The 18,887-nt window shown below is 59.9% G+C and carries 16 protein-coding genes; 7 read left to right on the top strand and 9 right to left on the bottom strand.

Features of this window, described 5'->3' with window-relative positions:
- The first annotated feature begins 31 nt into the window (after positions 1 to 31).
- Positions 32 to 850, top strand: coding sequence for a posphoenolpyruvate synthetase regulatory kinase/phosphorylase PpsR (ppsR, locus tag AC1DIH_RS07770; protein ID WP_477771256.1), 819 nt, complete (start codon positions 32 to 34; stop codon positions 848 to 850).
- A gap of 135 nt (positions 851 to 985) precedes the next feature.
- Here ppsR and prpD read toward each other — a convergent pair whose 3' ends face one another.
- The 6 genes from prpD to AC1DIH_RS07740 form a co-directional block, all read right to left on the bottom strand.
- Positions 986 to 2,470, bottom strand: a complete 1,485-nt coding sequence (gene prpD / locus AC1DIH_RS07765) for a 2-methylcitrate dehydratase (RefSeq protein WP_477771255.1) — start codon at positions 2,468 to 2,470, stop codon at positions 986 to 988.
- A 203-nt stretch (positions 2,471 to 2,673) separates the two neighbouring features.
- A complete protein-coding gene (gene prpF / locus AC1DIH_RS07760; RefSeq protein ID WP_477771254.1) occupies positions 2,674 to 3,864 on the bottom strand; it encodes a 2-methylaconitate cis-trans isomerase PrpF in 1,191 nt (396 codons plus the stop codon).
- Positions 3,865 to 3,918: 54 nt separating this feature from the next.
- Complete coding sequence (acnD, locus tag AC1DIH_RS07755) at positions 3,919 to 6,513, bottom strand: Fe/S-dependent 2-methylisocitrate dehydratase AcnD (protein WP_145015362.1); 2,595 nt, start codon at positions 6,511 to 6,513, stop codon at positions 3,919 to 3,921.
- Between the two features lie 117 nt (positions 6,514 to 6,630).
- Positions 6,631 to 7,758: a bifunctional 2-methylcitrate synthase/citrate synthase gene (gene prpC / locus AC1DIH_RS07750; RefSeq protein ID WP_427528242.1), complete on the bottom strand. Its 1,128-nt coding sequence runs from the start codon at positions 7,756 to 7,758 to the stop codon at positions 6,631 to 6,633.
- Between the two features lie 143 nt (positions 7,759 to 7,901).
- A complete protein-coding gene (gene prpB / locus AC1DIH_RS07745) occupies positions 7,902 to 8,795 on the bottom strand; it encodes a methylisocitrate lyase (RefSeq protein ID WP_123583003.1) in 894 nt (297 codons plus the stop codon).
- The gene (locus AC1DIH_RS07740) at positions 8,792 to 9,514 is read right to left on the bottom strand and encodes a GntR family transcriptional regulator (protein ID WP_019689463.1); all 723 of its coding nucleotides are present in this window, start codon (positions 9,512 to 9,514) and stop codon (positions 8,792 to 8,794) included. The genes prpB and AC1DIH_RS07740 overlap by 4 nt, the downstream gene beginning before the upstream one ends.
- A 270-nt stretch (positions 9,515 to 9,784) precedes the next feature.
- Between AC1DIH_RS07740 and rloA the strand changes: the two genes are divergently transcribed.
- The 4 genes from rloA to pabB all read left to right on the top strand — a co-directional run bounded on the left by rloA (position 9,785) and on the right by pabB (position 14,337).
- Positions 9,785 to 10,324, top strand: coding sequence for a retropepsin-like aspartic peptidase RloA (rloA, locus tag AC1DIH_RS07735; protein WP_477766436.1), 540 nt, complete (start codon positions 9,785 to 9,787; stop codon positions 10,322 to 10,324).
- Between the two features lie 5 nt (positions 10,325 to 10,329).
- Positions 10,330 to 11,862 carry an osmotic stress tolerance membrane protein RloB gene (rloB, locus tag AC1DIH_RS07730; RefSeq protein WP_477771253.1) on the top strand — a complete coding sequence of 511 codons (1,533 nt, stop codon included), beginning with the start codon at positions 10,330 to 10,332 and terminating at the stop codon, positions 11,860 to 11,862.
- Positions 11,862 to 12,848 (top strand): alpha-L-glutamate ligase-like protein, encoded by a 987-nt coding sequence (locus tag AC1DIH_RS07725; protein WP_477771252.1) that lies wholly within the window; start codon positions 11,862 to 11,864, stop codon positions 12,846 to 12,848. The genes rloB and AC1DIH_RS07725 overlap by 1 nt, the downstream gene beginning before the upstream one ends.
- Before the next feature lie 145 nt (positions 12,849 to 12,993).
- Positions 12,994 to 14,337 carry an aminodeoxychorismate synthase component I gene (pabB, locus tag AC1DIH_RS07720; RefSeq protein ID WP_477771251.1) on the top strand — a complete coding sequence of 448 codons (1,344 nt, stop codon included), beginning with the start codon at positions 12,994 to 12,996 and terminating at the stop codon, positions 14,335 to 14,337.
- A 106-nt stretch (positions 14,338 to 14,443) separates the two neighbouring features.
- Here the strand turns inward: pabB and thrH are convergent, their stop codons facing one another.
- Positions 14,444 to 15,061 (bottom strand): bifunctional phosphoserine phosphatase/homoserine phosphotransferase ThrH, encoded by a 618-nt coding sequence (gene thrH / locus AC1DIH_RS07715; RefSeq protein WP_477771250.1) that lies wholly within the window; start codon positions 15,059 to 15,061, stop codon positions 14,444 to 14,446.
- Positions 15,062 to 15,235: 174 nt separating this feature from the next.
- Between thrH and AC1DIH_RS07710 the strand changes: the two genes are divergently transcribed.
- Positions 15,236 to 15,970 carry a phosphoadenylyl-sulfate reductase gene (locus tag AC1DIH_RS07710; RefSeq protein ID WP_477771249.1) on the top strand — a complete coding sequence of 245 codons (735 nt, stop codon included), beginning with the start codon at positions 15,236 to 15,238 and terminating at the stop codon, positions 15,968 to 15,970.
- 198 nt (positions 15,971 to 16,168) lie between these two features.
- Here AC1DIH_RS07710 and AC1DIH_RS07705 read toward each other — a convergent pair whose 3' ends face one another.
- Positions 16,169 to 17,092, bottom strand: coding sequence for a LysR family transcriptional regulator (locus tag AC1DIH_RS07705; RefSeq protein ID WP_477771248.1), 924 nt, complete (start codon positions 17,090 to 17,092; stop codon positions 16,169 to 16,171).
- A 125-nt stretch (positions 17,093 to 17,217) separates the two neighbouring features.
- Between AC1DIH_RS07705 and AC1DIH_RS07700 the strand changes: the two genes are divergently transcribed.
- A complete protein-coding gene (locus tag AC1DIH_RS07700; protein ID WP_477771247.1) occupies positions 17,218 to 17,964 on the top strand; it encodes a 3-oxoacyl-ACP reductase family protein in 747 nt (248 codons plus the stop codon).
- A gap of 81 nt (positions 17,965 to 18,045) precedes the next feature.
- Here AC1DIH_RS07700 and AC1DIH_RS07695 read toward each other — a convergent pair whose 3' ends face one another.
- Positions 18,046 to 18,738 carry an HAD-IA family hydrolase gene (locus AC1DIH_RS07695; protein WP_477771246.1) on the bottom strand — a complete coding sequence of 231 codons (693 nt, stop codon included), beginning with the start codon at positions 18,736 to 18,738 and terminating at the stop codon, positions 18,046 to 18,048.
- Positions 18,739 to 18,887 lie beyond the last annotated feature (149 nt).

The following is an 18,887-nucleotide window of genomic DNA, read 5'->3' as shown; positions in this document are numbered from 1 at the left end:
AATCGTCACCAGCTTAAGGCCCAAGGCGCAAATGAAACGATCTGCTTTCTTTATCTCCGATGGCACGGGCATTACAGCCGAAACCCTGGGTCAAAGTCTGTTGGCGCAGTTCGAAAACATTACCTTCAGCAAAGTCATACGACCGTACATCGACAACGTGGACAAAGCGCGGGCCATGGTACAACAAATCAATATGGCCGCCGAAAAGGACGGATTTCGTCCGATCATCTTCGACACGATCGTCAACCAGGATATTCGTGAGATCCTCGCGACCTCCAATGGTTTCATGATCGACATTTTCTCGACCTTCCTTGCGCCGCTCGAGCTGGAACTGAGCGAGCACTCGTCGTATTCGGTCGGCAAGTCCCATTCCATTGGTCACAACTCCAACTACATGGAGCGTATCGAGGCAGTGAACTTCGCCCTCGATAACGATGACGGCGCCCGCACCCACTATTACGACAAGGCCGACCTGATCCTGGTCGGCGTATCGCGCTGCGGTAAAACCCCGACCTGCCTGTACATGGCCATGCAATTCGGGATTCGCGCGGCCAACTACCCGCTGACCGAAGACGACATGGAGCGCCTGCAATTGCCAGCGGCATTGCGTGCCCACAAGCACAAGCTGTTTGGCCTGACCATCGATCCGGACCGCCTCACCGCGATCCGCAACGAACGCAAGCCCAATAGCCGCTACTCGAGCTACGCCCAGTGCGAGTTCGAAGTGCGTGAAGTCGAAAACCTGTTCCGCCGCGAGAACATCGCGCACATCAACTCCACGCATTTTTCCGTGGAAGAGATTTCGGCGAAAATCCTGGTGGAAAAAGGCGTGGAGCGGCGGTTCAAGTAATTCCTTGTTGCCAGGTCTACCGCCATCGCGAGCAGGCTCGCTCCCACATTTGATCTTCAGTGAACACGTTACTTGTGTACGACGAAGAAATAATGTGGGAGTGAGCCTGCTCGCGATGAACGATTACGCGGTCTGCTAGATCACCCACAAATCGACAAAACGGTTAACCGGCGTGGCCTCAAGGCTCGCCTGATCCTTGCACAGGGCAAAGATCTGCGCCGACCGTTGCGCAGTGAATCGCGTTGCCAGATTGGCCTTGAACTTGTCCTCCAGCAAGGGAATGCCCTCGGCGCGGCGACGACGATGACCAATCGGGTATTCGACCACCACTTGTCCGGTGCTTGAGCCGTCCTTGAAGAACACTTGCAGGGCGTTGGCGATAGAGCGCTTGTCGGCCTCCAGGTACTCACGGGTGTAGCGCGGCTCTTCGACAATGACCATCTTCTCGCGCAACTCGTCGATGATCGGGTGCGCGGCGTGGAACTCGTCTTCGTACTGTTCAGCCACCAGCGTGCCGAAGGCCAGCGGCACGGCGGTCATGTACTGGATGCAGTGGTCGCGGTCCGCGGCATTGGCCAGTTGGCCGACCTTGGAAATGATACGAATCGCCGACTCGTGAGTGGTGATAACGATCTTGTCGATTTCATCCAGACGATCGCGCACCTGCAGGTGCAGAGTCACCGCCGCTTCGCAGGCGGTTTGCGCGTGGAACTCGGCCGGAAAACTGATCTTGAACAGCACGTTTTCCATCACGTAGGTGCCGTACTTCTGCGAGAGGCTGAACGTACGTTTATCGGCGGGCTTGAGCGCCAGGTCCTTGTTGGTGTGGCTGAACAGCACGTCGTAGAAACCCCATTGCGGCGCGGTCAATACACCCGGAATGCCCATCTCGCCACGCATGGCGATGTCCGCCAATCGCACGCCACGACTGGAGGCGTCGCCCGCGGCCCAGGACTTGCGCGAACCGGCGTTCGGCGCGTGACGGTAAGTGCGCAATGCCTGGCCGTCGACAAACGCGTGGGACAGCGCCGCCAACAGTTGCTCGCGATTGGCGCCCATCAGTTTCGCGGTCACCGCCGTCGAGGCGACTTTGACCAGCAGCACGTGGTCCAGGCCAACCCGGTTGAAGGAGTTCTCCAGGGCAATCACACCCTGAATCTCGTGGGCCATGATCATCGCGTCCAGCACCGCTCGCATGGTCAGCGGCGCATCGCCATTGGCCACGCGTTTTTGCGACAGGTGGTCGGCAACCGCGAGGATCCCGCCAAGGTTATCGGACGGATGGCCCCACTCGGCAGCCAGCCAGGTGTCGTTGTAATCGAGCCAGCGAACGATACAGCCGATATCCCACGCCGCTTTTACCGGGTCGAGACGAAAATGGGTGCCGGGAACACGTGCGCCAAAAGGCACGACCGTGCCTTCAACGATAGGTCCCAGGTGTTTGGTGCATTCGGGAAAGCGCAGGGCCAGCAGGCCGCAGCCGAGGGTGTCCATCAGGCAATTGCGGGCGGTGTCCAACGCCTCTTGGGACTCGATCTTGAAATTGAGAACGTAATCGGCAATGTCCTGCAGGACCTTGTCGTAGTCGGGGCGAATGTTCAGGTCAACGTTGGCGCTCATGTTCGATTCACTCTGACAGTGGTTCGTAAATGGGACCTCGGCTCAGGGTTAATCTTAGTCAGCTACAACATTCTTATTATTGAAAAAACGGTCAATTGTGGGAGCGAGCCTGCTCGCGATGGCGGTGTGACAGCCAACATAGATACTGAATGTTATGGCCTCATCGCGAGCAGGCTCGCTCCCACATGGGCTCGGTGTCGGGATCAGAAAGAGTCACCCGGCACGCGCACCCAGCCTTCCATCAGTACCCGCGCACTGCGGCTCATGATGGCTTTGGTCACGGTCCATTCGCCATCCGCCTGTTGGGCTTCGGCGCCCACGCGCAAGGTGCCTGACGGATGGCCGAAGCGCACCGCGTTGCGTGGAATACCGCCCGCGGCGAGGTTGACCAGCGTGCCGTCAATCGCCGCCGCGGTGCCAATCGCTACGGCAGCGGTGCCCATCATCGCGTGGTGCAACTTGCCCATGGACAGTGCGCGGACCAGCAGGTCGACATCGCCTGCTGCCACCGGCTTGCCGCTGGAAGCAAGATAATCGGCAGGCCGTGCGACAAACGCCACCTTGGGGGTGTGCTGACGCTTGGCGGCGTCTTCAAGATTCTGGATCAGCCCCATGCGCAGTGCGCCATGGGCGCGAATGGTCTCGAACATCGCCAGCGCTTTCGGGTCACCGTTGATATCGCCCTGCAACTCGGTACCGGTGTAGCCGATGGCTTCGGCGTTAACGAAAATGGTCGGGATGCCGGCGTTGATCATGGTCACCTTGAGCGTGCCGACACCGGGCACTTCCAGGTCATCGACCAGGTTGCCGGTCGGGAACATCGAGCCGCCTGCGCCCTCTTCCTCGGCCGCCGGATTCATGAATTCGAGCTGCACTTCAGCGGCCGGAAAGGTCACGCCATCGAGTTCGAAATCACCGGTTTCCTGCACCGCGCCGTCAGTGATCGGCACGTGGGCGATGATGGTCTTGCCGATATTGGCCTGCCAGATGCGCACCACCGCCATGCCGTTATGCGGAATGCGACTGGCCTCGACCAGGCCACTGCTGATGGCGAACGAACCGACTGCCGCCGAGAGGTTGCCGCAGTTGCCGCTCCAGTCGACAAAAGGCTTGTCGATGGAGACCTGACCGAACAGGTAATCGACATCGTGATCGGCCTTGATGCTCTTGGACACGATCACCGTTTTGCTGGTGCTGGAGGTCGCCCCGCCCATACCGTCGATTTGCTTTTCATACGGGTCAGGGCTGCCGATCACGCGCAACAACAGCGCGTCGCGGGACGGACCCGGCACCTGCGCCGATTCCGGCAGGTCTTGCAGGCTGAAGAACACGCCTTTGCTGGTGCCGCCGCGCATATAGGTGGCAGGGATCTTGATCTGAGGTACGTGGGCCATAATGTTCCTTATGCGCCGGAGCAGGACGTCACCGCCCTGCCCCGGCAAGTCGCGTTAGACAGCAACAGCCGATTCAAGGAAGTCCTGGGCGAAACGCTGCAACACGCCGCCGGCTTCATAGATCGAAACTTCTTCAGCCGTATCAAGACGGCAGGTCACCGGCACCGACACCTGCTCACCGTTCTTGCGGGTGATGACCAGGGTCAGCGTGGCCCGCGGCGTGCGCTCGCCGATCACATCGAACGTTTCAGTGCCGTCGATGCCCAGCGTCTTGCGGTCGGTGCCCGGTTTGAACTCCAGCGGCAACACCCCCATGCCCACCAGGTTGGTGCGGTGGATGCGTTCGAAACCTTCGGCAGCGATGGCTTCGACACCGGCCAGACGCACACCCTTGGCGGCCCAGTCACGGGACGAACCTTGGCCGTAGTCGGCACCTGCGATGATGATCAGCGGCTGCTTGCGTTCCATGTAGGTTTCGATGGCTTCCCACATGCGCATGACCTGGCCTTCCGGCTCGACACGCGCCAGCGAACCCTGCTTGACCTTGCCATTTTCCTGAACCATTTCGTTGAACAGTTTCGGGTTGGCGAAGGTCGCGCGCTGCGCGGTCAAGTGGTCACCGCGGTGCGTCGCGTAGGAGTTGAAGTCCTCTTCCGGCAAGCCCATTTTCGCCAGGTATTCGCCAGCGGCGCTGTCGAGCATGATGGCGTTGGACGGCGACAAGTGATCGGTGGTGATGTTGTCCGGCAGCACTGCCAGCGGGCGCATGCCCTTGAGCGGACGCGCCCCGGCCAGTGCGCCTTCCCAGTACGGCGGACGACGGATGTAAGTACTCATCTCGCGCCAGTCGTACAGCGGTTTGACTTTCGGGCCCGTGTCTTCGTGGATGGCGAACATCGGGATGTAGACCTGGCGGAACTGCTCCGGCTTGACCGATGCCTTGACCACCGCGTCGATCTCTTCATCGCTCGGCCAGATGTCCTTGAGGCGGATTTCCTTGCCGTCAGCCGTCAGGCCCAACACGTCTTTTTCGATGTCGAAACGGATGGTCCCGGCAATGGCGTACGCCACCACCAACGGCGGCGAAGCAAGGAACGCCTGCTTGGCATATGGGTGAATCCGACCGTCGAAGTTGCGGTTACCCGACAACACCGCAGTGGCGTACAGATCGCGGTCGATGATCTCTTGCTGGATCACCGGGTCCAGCGCACCGGACATGCCATTGCAGGTGGTGCAGGCGAATGCCACCACGCCGAAACCGAGTTGCTCCAGTTCAGAAGTCAGGCCAGCTTCATCGAGGTACAACGCCACGGTTTTCGAACCCGGCGCGAGGGACGATTTCACCCACGGCTTGCGAGTCAATCCGAGCTTGTTGGCGTTGCGTGCCAGCAGGCCGGCGGCGATGACATTGCGCGGGTTGCTGGTGTTGGTGCAACTGGTGATGGCAGCAATGATCACCGCGCCGTCCGGCATTTGGCCGGGCACATCGTCCCACTGGCCGGAGATGCCCTGGGCCGCGAGATCAGACGTAGCGACACGGGCGTGAGGATTGCTCGGCCCCGCCATGTTGCGCACTACCGAAGACAGGTCGAAGGTCAAGCCGCGCTCGTATTGCGCACCTTTCAGGCTATCAGCCCACAGGCCTGTGGTCTTGGCGTAATTTTCGACCAACTGCACCTGCTCGTCTTCGCGACCGGTGAGTTTCAGGTAGTCGATGGTTTGCTGGTCGATGTAGAACATCGCGGCGGTGGCGCCGTATTCCGGGGCCATGTTGGAAATGGTCGCACGGTCACCAAGGGTCAGCGCGGAGGCGCCTTCGCCAAAGAATTCCAGCCAGGCTCCAACGACTTTTTGCTTGCGCAGGAACTCGGTCAACGCCAGCACCATGTCGGTGGCAGTGATGCCCGGTTGCAGCTTGCCGGTGAGTTCAACGCCGACGCTTTCCGGCAGACGCATCCACGAGGCGCGGCCGAGCATCACGCTTTCCGCTTCCAGCCCGCCAACACCGATGGCGATCACGCCCAGGGCATCGACGTGCGGGGTGTGGCTGTCAGTGCCGACGCAGGTATCCGGGAAGGCCACGCCGTCACGCACCTGGATCACCGGCGACATTTTCTCCAGGTTGATCTGGTGCATGATGCCGTTGCCTGGCGGAATCACGTCGACGTTCTTGAAGGCCTTCTTGGTCCAGTTGATGAAGTGGAAACGGTCTTCGTTGCGACGGTCTTCGATGGCGCGGTTCTTTTCGAACGCTTCCGGATCGAAGCCACCGCGCTCGACGGCCAGGGAGTGGTCGACGATCAATTGCGTCGGTACCACCGGGTTCACTTGCGCTGGATCGCCACCTTGCAGGGCAATGGCATCACGCAGGCCAGCGAGGTCGACCAGGGCAGTCTGGCCAAGAATGTCGTGGCACACCACGCGGGCCGGGAACCACGGGAAGTCGAGGTCGCGTTTGCGCTCGATGAACTGTTTCAGGGATTCGGTGAGCGTGGCCGGGTCGCAGCGGCGCACCAGGTTTTCCGCCAGTACGCGGGAGGTGTACGGCAGGGTGTCATAGGCGCCGGGCTGGATGGCCTCGACTGCCGCACGGGTGTCGAAGTAATCCAGATGGCTGCCGGGCAGCGATTTGCGGAAATCTGTGTTCATCGTCAGGACTCGGTCACGGTGATTACAAAAGGTGGGGCCTGGCACCGGCTTTGAAGCGAACTCGCTCCCACAGGGTTCTCCGTTGCTCCAAAAATCGGCGGTCAGGCCCTCCACCATTCAGCGTTGTTCGATTGGCACGAACTTGCGCTGTTCGACGCCGACGTACTCGGCGCTCGGGCGGATGATTCGGTTATTGGCACGCTGTTCGAACACATGCGCCGCCCAGCCGGTCAGGCGCGAGCAGACGAAAATCGGCGTGAACAGCTTGGTTGGAATGCCCATGAAGTGGTACGCCGAGGCATGGTAGAAGTCCGCGTTGGGGAACAGCTTCTTCTGCTCCCACATGGTCTTGTCGATGGCTTCCGACACCGGGAACAACACGGTGTCACCGACTTCGTCAGCGAGCTTTTTCGACCAGCCCTTGATCACTTCATTGCGCGGGTCGTTGTCTTTGTAGATCGCGTGACCAAAACCCATGATCTTGTCTTTGCGCGCGAGCATGTCGAGGGTGCCTTTGATCGCCTCTTGCGGCGACGCGAAGCGCTCGATCATTTCCATCGCCGCTTCGTTGGCGCCGCCATGCAGCGGGCCGCGCAGGGAACCGATGGCTGCGGTAACGCAGGAGAACAGGTCAGACAAGGTCGATGCGCACACGCGGGCGGTGAAGGTCGACGCGTTGAACTCGTGTTCCGCGTAAAGGATCAACGAAACGTTCATCACCTTGACGTGCAACTCGCTCGGTTTCTTGTCGTGCAGCAGGTGCAGGAAATGCCCGCCAATCGACTCTTCATCGGTCACGCAGTTGATGCGTTTGCCGTCATGGCTGAAGCGATACCAGTAGCACATGATCGCCGGGAACGCGGCCAGCAGCCGGTCGGTTTTGTCATGTTGCTCGGAGAAGTCATGCTCCGGCTCAAGGTTGCCGAGGAACGAGCAACCGGTGCGCATCACGTCCATCGGGTGGGCGTCGGCCGGGATGCGTTCGAGCACTTCCTTCAGGGCTTGCGGCAGGTCACGCAGCTTGCTCAGTTTGTTGATGTAGGCGGCCAGTTGCGCCTTGTTCGGCAGTTCGCCGTACAGCAGCATGTACGCCACTTCTTCGAAATGCGCCTGGGCCGCCAGTTCGCGAACGTCATAGCCGCGATAGGTCAGGCCTGCGCCTTCCTGGCCCACGGTGGACAATGCGGTTTGCCCGGCCACCTGGCCACGCAGACCGGCGCCACTCAATACTTTTGCTTCGGCCATTGCTGTCTCCAATCTTGAATTTGTTAGGGAAACTTATGGGAGCGAGCCTGCTCGCGATGGTGGATGGCTCACCTAGGTGCATCAGGAACACCGCGTTATCGTTAACGTCCATCGCGAGCAGGCTCGCTCCCACAGGGTTTGATTCAGTTCTTCTTCTGCGCAAACAACGCATCGAGCTTCTGCTCGAAGGTGTGGTAATCGATGCGATCGTAAAGCTCCATGCGGGTCTGCATGGTGTCGATGACATTCTGTTGCGTACCGTCGCGACGGATCGCGGTGTAGACGTTTTCCGCCGCTTTGTTCATCGCGCGAAAGGCCGACAGCGGGTAGAGCACCAGCGACACATCGGCAGCTTTCAGTTGCTCGGTGGTGTACAGCGGCGTGGCGCCGAATTCGGTGATGTTGGCCAGGATCGGTGCTTTGACGCGGCTGGCGAACAGTTTGTACATCTCCAGTTCGGTGATGGCTTCCGGGAACACCATGTCAGCGCCGGCTTCGATGCACGCCGCGGCGCGATCCAGTGCCGACTCCAGGCCTTCGACCGCCAGGGCGTCGGTGCGGGCCATGATCACGAAGCTGTCATCGGTACGCGCATCGACTGCCGCCTTGATCCGGTCGACCATTTCCTGCTGCGAAACGATCTCTTTATTCGGGCGGTGACCGCAGCGCTTGGCGCCAACCTGGTCTTCGATGTGAATCGCTGCCGCGCCGAACTTGATCATCGACTTCACGGTGCGCGCGACGTTGAACGCCGAGGAACCAAAACCGGTGTCCACGTCCACCAACAGCGGCAGGTCGCAGACATCGGTGATCCGGCGTACGTCGGTCAACACGTCATCGAGCCCGGTAATCCCAAGGTCCGGCACACCGAGAGAACCGGCAGCGACCCCGCCACCGGACAGATAAATAGCCTTGAAACCGGCGCGCTTGGCCAGCAGCGCATGGTTGGCGTTGATCGTGCCGACCACCTGCAAAGGATGCTCGCTGGCAACCGCATCGCGGAAACGCTGGCCTGGTGTGCTCTTGTTCGAACTCATGACTCACCTCGTGGAGTGGCTGTCTGATGGGCTCCGTCCTGGTAGTGACGGGCGATATTGCGTTTTGAAGCGCCGATGTGACGACGCATCAACAACTCGGCCAATTCACCGTCACGGTCGGCGATGGCATCGAGAATCCGGTGGTGCTCGGCAAACGCCTGGCGCGGCCGATTGGGCGTGGCGGAAAACTGGATGCGGTACATGCGCACCAGCTGATACAGCTCGCCGCAGAGCATCTGCGTCAGCGTGCGGTTGCCGCTGCCTTGAATGATTCGGTAGTGAAAGTCGAAATCGCCTTCCTGCTGGTAATAGCCGACGCCTGCCTGAAACGCCGCATCGCGCTCGTGGGTTTCCAGCACCTGACGCAACTCGTCGATTTCTTCGGTAGTCATGCGCTCGGCGGCCAGGCGACAGGCCATGCCTTCCAGGGACTCGCGAATTTCGTAGAGCTCAAGCAGTTCGGCGTGACTCAGCGACACCACCCGGGCCCCCACGTGCGGGACGCGAACCAGCAGGCGCTGACCCTCCAGACGGTGGATCGCCTCGCGCAACGGCCCGCGGCTGATGCCGTAAGTGCGCGCCAGTTCAGGCTCGGAAATCTTGCTGCCCGGGGCGATCTCGCCTTTGACGATAGCCGCCTGAATGCGTCGGAAGACGTTTTCGGAAAGGGTTTCCGAATCGTCTGACGCCATCACCGGGGGATCAAGTTGATCCAGCATATTGTCGACACCTCATAAGCCAATGCGGCAAAAACTAACCAATATCGCGCAGCCAGTCAAAGGAAATAGAACTATTGTCGACAATCGTCTAATAAACACCTTAGGTAAAACCTAAGTAAAGGACAGGCCCGCGTCTGGCGCCATAAAACCACCGTGCTAGAATGCCGCCCGCATTTGTCTGTCATCTTTTTATGGCAGGCACTAGAAGGAGCTTGTGCAGCAATGCCAGTCGCCTTGAACTGAAGAACGGACGGCACCGCGCCAGGATCTATGAGACTCAAGCCCTTCACCCTGTTGATCTGTCTACTCCTCTGCCTGCCAGGTCTCGCTATCGCGGGCGAAAAGACCGTGTACGGTCTCAACGAATACGCGCAGCTGGCAGGGATCGACCTGGAAGTCGCGGCCAAACTCGACACCGGGGCCAAAACCGCCTCCCTCAGTGCCCGGGATATCAAGCGCTTCAAACGCAACGGTGAATCGTGGGTGCGCTTTTACCTGGCCATCGACACCGCCCACTCGCACCCGATCGAGCGCCCCTTGGCACGCGTGAGCAAAATCAAACGCCGCGCTGGCGACTTCGATCCCGAGGAAGGCAAGCAGTACACCGCTCGCCCGGTGATCGAGCTGGATATCTGCATGGGCACGGCGTTGCGCAGCATAGAAGTGAACCTGACCGACCGAAGTGCATTCCAATTCCCGCTCTTGATCGGTTCTGAAGCCTTGAAACGCTTTGATGCGCTGGTCGACCCGAGTCTTAAATACGCTGCTGGCAAACCCGCCTGCGCCACCGACGCTCATACCGCAGAGTAATGCCCATGCGCTCCCTTACCCTCCACCTGAAAATCCTGATCACCCTCTTGGTGGTGCTGGGCCTTTCAGTTACGGCCTATCAGATTTTCGTGCTGGGCATTCCGGTGACCGAAGACGCCACCGACGACTTGTGGAACATCGACGCCAAGGTCGAGTTCGTCGCCAGTGCCAAGGACCCGGTCAAGATCCAGATGTTCGTGCCACCGCTGAGCCGCGACTACGTCAGCCTCAATGAAAGCTTTATCTCCAACAACTATGGCGTTGCGGTCAACCGCGTCGACGGCAACCGCAAGGTCACCTGGTCGGCACGCCGGGCCAAGGGCAACCAGACGCTTTACTACCGCCTGGTGCTGACCAAGCGCTACACCGGTGAAAAATCCAAAGTCAAAGGCCCGACCTTCCGCGACAGCATCGCCGTCGAAGGCCCGGAAAAAATTGCCGCCGACGCCCTTCTCGCGCCGATTCGCCAGCACTCAGCAGACGTCGAGACCTTCATCGGAGAAGCGATCAAACGCGTCAACAATGCCAATGACGACAACGCAAAACTGCTGCTGGCCGGCGATCCGTCACCAGCGCACAAAGCGAAAATTGTCGAGCTGCTGCTGTCCATCGCCCACGTACCGTTGGAAAAGGTCCACACCATCCGCCTGGTCGCCGATCAGCCGCAAACTCCGGAGCTCTGGCTGCGTAGCTTCAATGGCACTGACTGGCTGTACTTCAACCCGGAAACCGGCGAGCAAGGCCTGCCTACCGATCGCCTGCTGTGGTGGACCGGCGATGACAACCTGATCACCGTCGAGGGCGGCAAGAAGGCCAACGTCACCTTCAGCCTGAACAACAGCGAAATGAACGCCATTCGCCTCGCCAAGCTGACCGACGAAAACACCGACGCCAGCTTCCTTGATTACTCGCTGTACGGCTTGCCGCTGCAAACCCAGCAAACTTTCATGATCATGGTGATGATCCCGATCGGCGTGCTGGTTATCCTGATCCTGCGTAACCTGATCGGCTTGCAGACCCTTGGCACCTTTACCCCGGTGCTGGTTGCCCTGGCCTTCCGCGAAACCGGGTTGGGTTTCGGCATCGCGCTGTTTACCGTGATCACGGCACTGGGACTGTCGCTGCGCTCCTACCTTGAGCACCTGAAGCTGCAAATGCTCCCCAGACTGTCGGTGGTGCTGACCTTCGTCGTGGTACTGATTGCCGCCATCAGCCTGTTCAGCCATAAACTGGGGCTGGAACGCGGGCTGTCGGTGGCGCTGTTCCCGATGGTGATCCTGACCATGACCATCGAACGCCTGTCGATCACCTGGGAAGAACGTGGCGCCGGGCATGCGTTGAAAGTCGCGATCGGTACGCTGTTCGCCGCCTCTCTGGGACACCTGATCATGAGCATTCCGGAACTGGTTTATTTTGTGTTCACCTTCCCGGCGATCCTGTTGATCCTGGTGGGCTTCATGCTGGCCATGGGTCGCTATCGCGGTTATCGCCTGACCGAACTGATGCGCTTCAAAGCCTTCGTCAAGGCCGATTCGTAATGTTCGGTTTCTGGAAGACCTGGAAGGCCCTGCACGCCCGGGGCATCATGGGCATCAATCGGCGCAACGCTGACTACGTACTCAAGTACAACAAGCGCAGCCTGTACCCGATTGTCGATGACAAGATCATCACCAAGGAACGCGCAATCAAGGCCGGCATTCACGTGCCGGAGATGTACGGCGTGATCTCCACCGAGAAAGAAATCGAAAAGCTCGGCCAAATCATCGGCAACCACAGCGACTTCGTGATCAAACCGGCGCAGGGTGCCGGCGGTGACGGCATCCTGGTGATCGCCGATCGTTTCGAGGGCCAGTACCGCACGGTTTCCGGAAGGATCATCAGCCATGAAGAAATCGAGCACCAGATCTCCAGCATTCTGACCGGCCTGTATTCCCTGGGCGGTCACCGCGACCGCGCGCTGATCGAATACCGGGTGATTCCCGACCAGATCTTCAAAAGCATCAGTTATGAAGGCGTGCCGGACATCCGCATCATCGTGCTGATGGGCTACCCGGTGATGGCCATGCTGCGTTTGCCCACCCGGCAGTCCAACGGCAAGGCCAACCTGCACCAGGGCGCTATCGGCGTCGGGGTCGACCTGGCCACCGGCGTGACGCTGCGTGGCACCTGGATGAACCGCATCATCGCCAAGCACCCGGACACCACCAACGCGGTGGATGACGTGCAACTGCCCTACTGGGACGGTTTCATGAAGCTCGCCGCCAGCTGTTATGAGCTGTGCGGCCTGGGCTACATCGGCGTCGACATGGTGCTGGACCAGGAAAAAGGCCCGCTGATTCTCGAACTCAACGCGCGGCCCGGGCTGAACATTCAGATCGCCAATGATTGCGGGTTGACCACGCGCACTCATGCCGTCGAGGCACGCCTGGAAGAGCTCAAAGCCAGAGGGATTACCGAAACGCCGCAAGAGCGGGTCGAGTTTGTTCAGGAGATGTTCGGGAATATCCCCTCGGCCGAAGGCTAAGCCTTTGTGGCGAGGGAGCTTGCTCCCTCGCCACAGAGTTTGTGCAGTCGCACATGATGTATCTCTTCCCGACATCCCCTCTAGGAGCAAATCCCACAGAGGACTACAATCGCCCCCCCGCCTCGATGGCTGATCTGCCCCGCTCATGTCGACCTGCTCCGTATACCCGCTTCCCTATCGCGCCAACCCCGCCGAGTATTTCGCGGCGATTCGTCATGCCCCGGGCAGCGTGCTGCTCGACAGCGGCCGGCCGAGTGCCGAGCGCGGACGTTATGACGTGCTCAGCGCCTGGCCACTGGCAACGCTGGCGGTATCGCCTGACGAAAGTGGCGGCGCGTTCCTGCAACGCCTGCGCGCCACGCTGGCCCGGCTCGGCGATGCAGCGATCCCTGCCCCCTACGAATTACCGTTCGCTGGTGGCTTGATCGGCTACCTCAGTTACGATTTCGGTCGTCACCTGGAGGCCATGCCCTCCCAGGCTCTCGATGACCTGCAACTGCCCGACGCGCGCTTCGGCCTGTATGACTGGGCACTGATCAGCGATCACCTGATCGGCAGCAGTCAGCTGGTGTTCCATCCCAACCTGATCGACACCGAGCGCCAGCGCCTGATCGAACTGTTCAGCCAGCCCGCGACGGCAGCTGCCGCACCGTTCACCCTGAGCGGCGCCATGAGCCCCGACCTCAGCGCCAGCGACTATCAGCAGGCGTTCGTGCGTATCCAGCAGTACATCCAGGCCGGCGACTGCTATCAGGTCAACTTCGCACAACGCTTTCGCGCGCAATGCCAAGGCGATCCGTGGACGGCGTATTGCGCGCTGCGAGCAGCTTGCCCAACACCGTTCTCTGGTTTCCAGAGCCTGCCCGACGGTGGCGCGGTACTGAGCCTGTCGCCAGAGCGTTTCGTCAAAGTCAGCAAAGGCCACGTGGAAACCCGCCCGATCAAAGGCACTCGCCCACGTGGCCAGAACGCCGCCGAAGACGCGGCCAACGCCGCCGAACTGTTGGCCAGCCCCAAGGATCGCGCGGAAAACCTGATGATCGTCGACCTGTTGCGCAACGATCTGGGCCGCACTTGCCGCATTGGCTCGGTGCGCGTGCCCGAGTTGTTCAGCCTGGAAAGCTACCCCAACGTGCATCACCTGGTGAGCAGTGTCACCGGCGAATTGGCTGACAACAAAGATGCCCTGGATCTGATCGCCGGCAGCTTCCCCGGTGGCTCGATCACTGGCGCACCGAAAATCCGCGCCATGCAAATCATCGACGAGCTGGAACTAACCCGTCGTGGTTTGTACTGCGGCTCGTTGCTGTATCTGGACGTACGCGGGGAAATGGACAGCTCGATCGCCATCCGCAGCTTGCTGGTCAAGGATGGCCAGGTCTGTTGCTGGGGTGGCGGTGGGATCGTCGCCGATTCGGACTGGCAGGCCGAGTATCAGGAGTCCATCACCAAGGTGAAGGTGTTGCTCGAAACCCTGCAAGGCCTTTAAAACATCGTCGGAACGCCGCCCGGAGCAGGCTCGCTCCCACAGGTACAGCGTTGTCCTTGTGGGAGCGAGCCTGCTCGCGATAGCGCCATCAGCCCCGACACATGACCTACAGGCTCAGCTCACGATTCGAAGCCTTGATGAACTCGCGCTTGAGATCCTCGAAGCTGTGCACCGCCGGAAACTGCGGAAACTCGCGGATCACGTTGTCTGGTGCGTGGAACAGGATTCCGGCGTCCGCCTCGCCCAGCATGCTGGTGTCGTTGTACGAATCACCGGCAGCAATCACCCGATAGTAGAGGCTCTTGAAGGACAATACCGACTGACGCTTGGGATCTTTCTGACGCAGTTGATAGCCCGTCACCCGCCCTGTGTCATCCGTAATCAGACGATGGCAGAGCAAGGTCGGGAAGCCCAGTTGACGCATCAGCGGCTGGGAAAATTCGTAGAACGTGTCAGAAAGAATAACCACCTGGAACCGCTCGCGCAGCCAGTTGACGAACTCGATGGCACCGTCGAGTGGCTTCAGGGTAGCGATCACTTCCTGAATGTCGGACAGCTTCAGGCCGTGCTCGTCGAGGATGCGCAAGCGCTGCTGCATCAGCACGTCGTAATCGGGAATATCCCGGGTGGTTGCCTTGAGGGATTCGATCCCGGTTTTTTCGGCAAAGGCGATCCAGATCTCCGGGACCAATACACCTTCCAGATCGAGACAGGCAATTTCCACAAGACACTCCCATTTGTACTGATTATTGAGTTGAGCGAGCAAAAGGACTGTCGAACTCTAGCGAGACATACCGACCGACGCAACGCAGAGGAGCGCCCCTGTCGCTTCGGGATTTTGCTACCATCGCCACCCTATAGAGCGCTTAGCGCCACCGACCTGTAGGAAACCGCCCTGATGAGCCCATCGTTCGACGTCACTGAACTCGCTGCGACCTATGCCAACAAATCCGCCCAGGACATTCTCAAACTGGCTTTTGCCGAGTTCGGGGACGACCTGTGGATATCCTTCAGCGGCGCCGAAGACGTGGTGCTGGTGGACATGGCCTGGAAAATCAACAAGAACGTAAAAGTCTTCAGCCTCGACACCGGGCGCCTGCATCCGGAAACCTATCGCTTCATCGATCAGGTGCGCGAGCACTACAAGATCGAGATTGAACTGGTCTCCCCGGACCATACAAAGCTCGAACCGTTCGTCAAAGAAAAAGGCCTGTTCAGCTTCTACAAGGATGGCCATGGCGAATGCTGCGGCATCCGCAAGATCGAACCGCTGCGCCGCAAGCTGTCCACCGTCAACGCCTGGGCCACCGGCCAGCGCCGTGACCAGAGCCCCGGCACTCGCAGCCAGGTTGCCGTACTGGAAATCGACAGCGCGTTCTCGACGCCAGAGCGCACCCTGTACAAATTCAACCCGCTGGCACAAATGACCAGCGAAGAGATCTGGGGCTATATCCGCATGCTGGAGCTGCCGTACAACAGCCTGCATGAACGCGGCTTCATCAGCATTGGCTGTGAACCGTGCACCCGCCCGGTGCTGCCAAACCAGCACGAGCGTGAAGGTCGCTGGTGGTGGGAAGAAGCCACGCAGAAAGAATGCGGCTTGCACGCGGGCAACATCATCCAGAAAGCTTGATCCTTCTGCTCTGCGAAGTACTCTCCTGCTCGCGATAGCGGTGTAACAATCAACATCGATGTTGAATGTCAGTCCGTCATCGCGAGCAGGCTCGCTCCCACAGGGGTTCTCCATTGATTGCAAATTTTGCAAACGACACGGAGCTGATGTCGGAGCGCGGTTTGCCCGCGATGGCAGCGACTCGGTCCTGCGCCAAGCTCAAACAGCACTGAACCGCCGCGCCAATTGCTGCTCGGCAAACTGCTCGATGATGAAATCCACGAACGCTCGCGTCTTGCCCGGCAGCAGTTTGTGTTCGGCATAGTAGATAGAGATGTTGCCGTCATCGACGTACCAGTCCGGCAGCACACGCTGCAAGGTTCCGGCATTCAGGTAGCCGACGGCAAACGGCATGCTCACCAGCGCAATCCCCAAGCTTTGCGCCGCAGTGGCGCAAGCGGCTTCGGAGTCACTCATGGTCATCCGCGCCTTGAGGCTCAGCGGGCTGTGCTCCCGACGACGACTGGTCAGTTGCCAGGAACGCACGCGGCCCGTCTGCGGCGAACGAATCAGAATCCCGTCGCAGTCACTTAAATCATCCGGCTCACGAATCGCCTCGCGCTGCGCCAGATAATCCCTCGATGCCACCAACACCCGGTGAGCCGGCGTGAGCTTGCGCGCCACTACCCCTGGCGGCAATTCAAAACCGCCACCAATCGCCGCGTCGAAGCCTTGGCCGATCAAATCGACCTGGCGGTTATCGAAATGCCAATCCGGGTTGATCGCCGGAAAACGTCGCAGAAACTCGCCCAGCAGCGGCACGATGTACAGCCGTCCAAACACCGTGCCCATGCTGACTTTCAGTGTCCCGGCGGGACGTCCTTCGGCGCTGGCCAGATTGGCCACGGCATTTTGAATGGTGTGCAGACTGGCACTGACTTCACCCAGAAACAGCTGACCGGCTTCAGTCAACGTCAGGCTGCGTGTGCTGCGCTGAAACAGCCGAACGCCCAGGCGCGCCTCGAGCTTGGCGACACTTTTGCCCACCGCCGCCGGGGTCAGGCTCAGGCGCCGCGCGGCTTCGGCGAAGCTGCCGACCTCAGCGCTGCGCACGAAGCATTCGATACTGCTGAAGGTTTCCATGGTCGCCACTATAAACTTCTGGTTTACACAGACTATAGCAATGACCGTCTACACAGGGGCTAACCCGATATCGATACTAGGCTCCATCAACCGAGACATCTCGCCTCGGGACTTTGGAGATCGACATGACCACTCAGAACCTCAGCGGTAAAGTAGCTCTGATCCAGGGCGGCTCCCGCGGCATCGGCGCCGCCATTGTCAAACGTCTGGCCGCTGAAGGCGCAGCGGTTGCCTTCACTTACGTCAGCTCCGCTGCCAAGGCTGAAGAATTGCAGAACAGCATCATCGCGACGGGTGGCAAAGCCCTTGCCATCAAGGCCGACAGCGCTGATGCAGTCGCCATTCGCAATGCCGTCAACAGCACCGTCGAAACCTTTGGCCGCCTCGATATTCTGGTCAACAACGCCGGCGTGCTGGCCGTCGCCCCACTGGAAGACTTCAAACTCGAAGACTTCGACCAAACCCTGGCGATCAACGTACGCAGCGTGTTCATCGCGACTCAAGAAGCCGCCAAACACATGACCGCAGGCGGTCGCATCATCAACATCGGCAGCACCAATGCCGACCGCATGCCCTTCGCCGGTGGCGGCCCTTACGCCATGAGCAAGGCGGCGCTGGTCGGCCTGACCAAAGGCCTGTCCCGCGACCTGGGCCCACGCGGCATCACCATCAATAACGTGCAGCCTGGCCCGGTCGATACCGACATGAACCCGGCCCACGGTGATTTCGCCGAGAGCCTGATCCCGTTGATGGCTGTTGGTCGTTATGGCACCGCCTCCGAGATCGCCAGTTTCGTTGCTTACCTGGTCGGCCCGGAAGCCGGCTACATCACCGGGGCCAGCCTGAGCATCGACGGTGGTTTTGGCGCCTGATCCAGCTTTTTTGCAGCGTAAAAAAACGCCGGGCAACCCTTGATCAGGTTGTCCGGCGTTTTGTTGTCCAGTGTTTTCCCGTTACGCCTGCTCGAGTGCCGGCAAGCCATACGCGTGCGGCTGGAACGCTTTCAACGTACGCAGAATGCTGTCGGCATGCGCGTATTTTTCGTCGGCCATGGCCGCATCCGGCACCGCAATCGCCGTCATCCCCGCCGCTTTTGCTGCGGTGACGCCAAACGGCGAGTCCTCAAACACCAGGCAATCACGCGGTGCCACACCCAAACGTCGTGCCGCGGTGAGGAAAATATCCGGCGCTGGCTTGGCCGCACCGACTTCAGGGTCATCAGCGGTCACAATGGTGTCGAACAGCGCAAACCAATCGCCATGCAAGGTGGTTTTCTGCCCGAATGACTGACTCGAAGAGCTGGTGCCCACGGCAATCGGAATATTGTTCGCCTTCAAATGCTGAACCAACTCCTGCGCCCCCGGCATCGCCAGCGCACGCGGGAAACGTTCACGCATCAACGGCTCGCGGATCAGCAGAAACTCTTCGGCGCTGATCGGCAGCTCCAGCGCCTCGACGACATAGCGCGCCAGATCGCCAGCACCACGGCCGATGATGTTCTGCTTGATGTGCCAGTCGAAGGTTCGGCCGTAGCGTTCGGCAATGATTTGCGTGACCTCGGTGTAGATACCCTCGGTATCGAGCAGCAAACCATCCATATCGAAAATCACGGCCTTGATCGGGCCGAAGTCGAGCGGTGCATTCATCGCATCTGATCCGTTATCAACACAACATTCCGGGAAGCAGCTCAGGTACGGCCAGTGCCTTGATTGATCGAAAAAGGATCGATCAAAGGGCTGAGCAGCATAGCGAGCGCTGTTCACATGCGGCAACTGTTTGCCGCTCCTCGCCCTCA

The organism is Pseudomonas sp. 05N36, from assembly GCF_056397385.1.
Note: the sequence above shows the minus strand (reverse complement) of the source record. Positions and strands in the feature narration are given on the sequence as shown.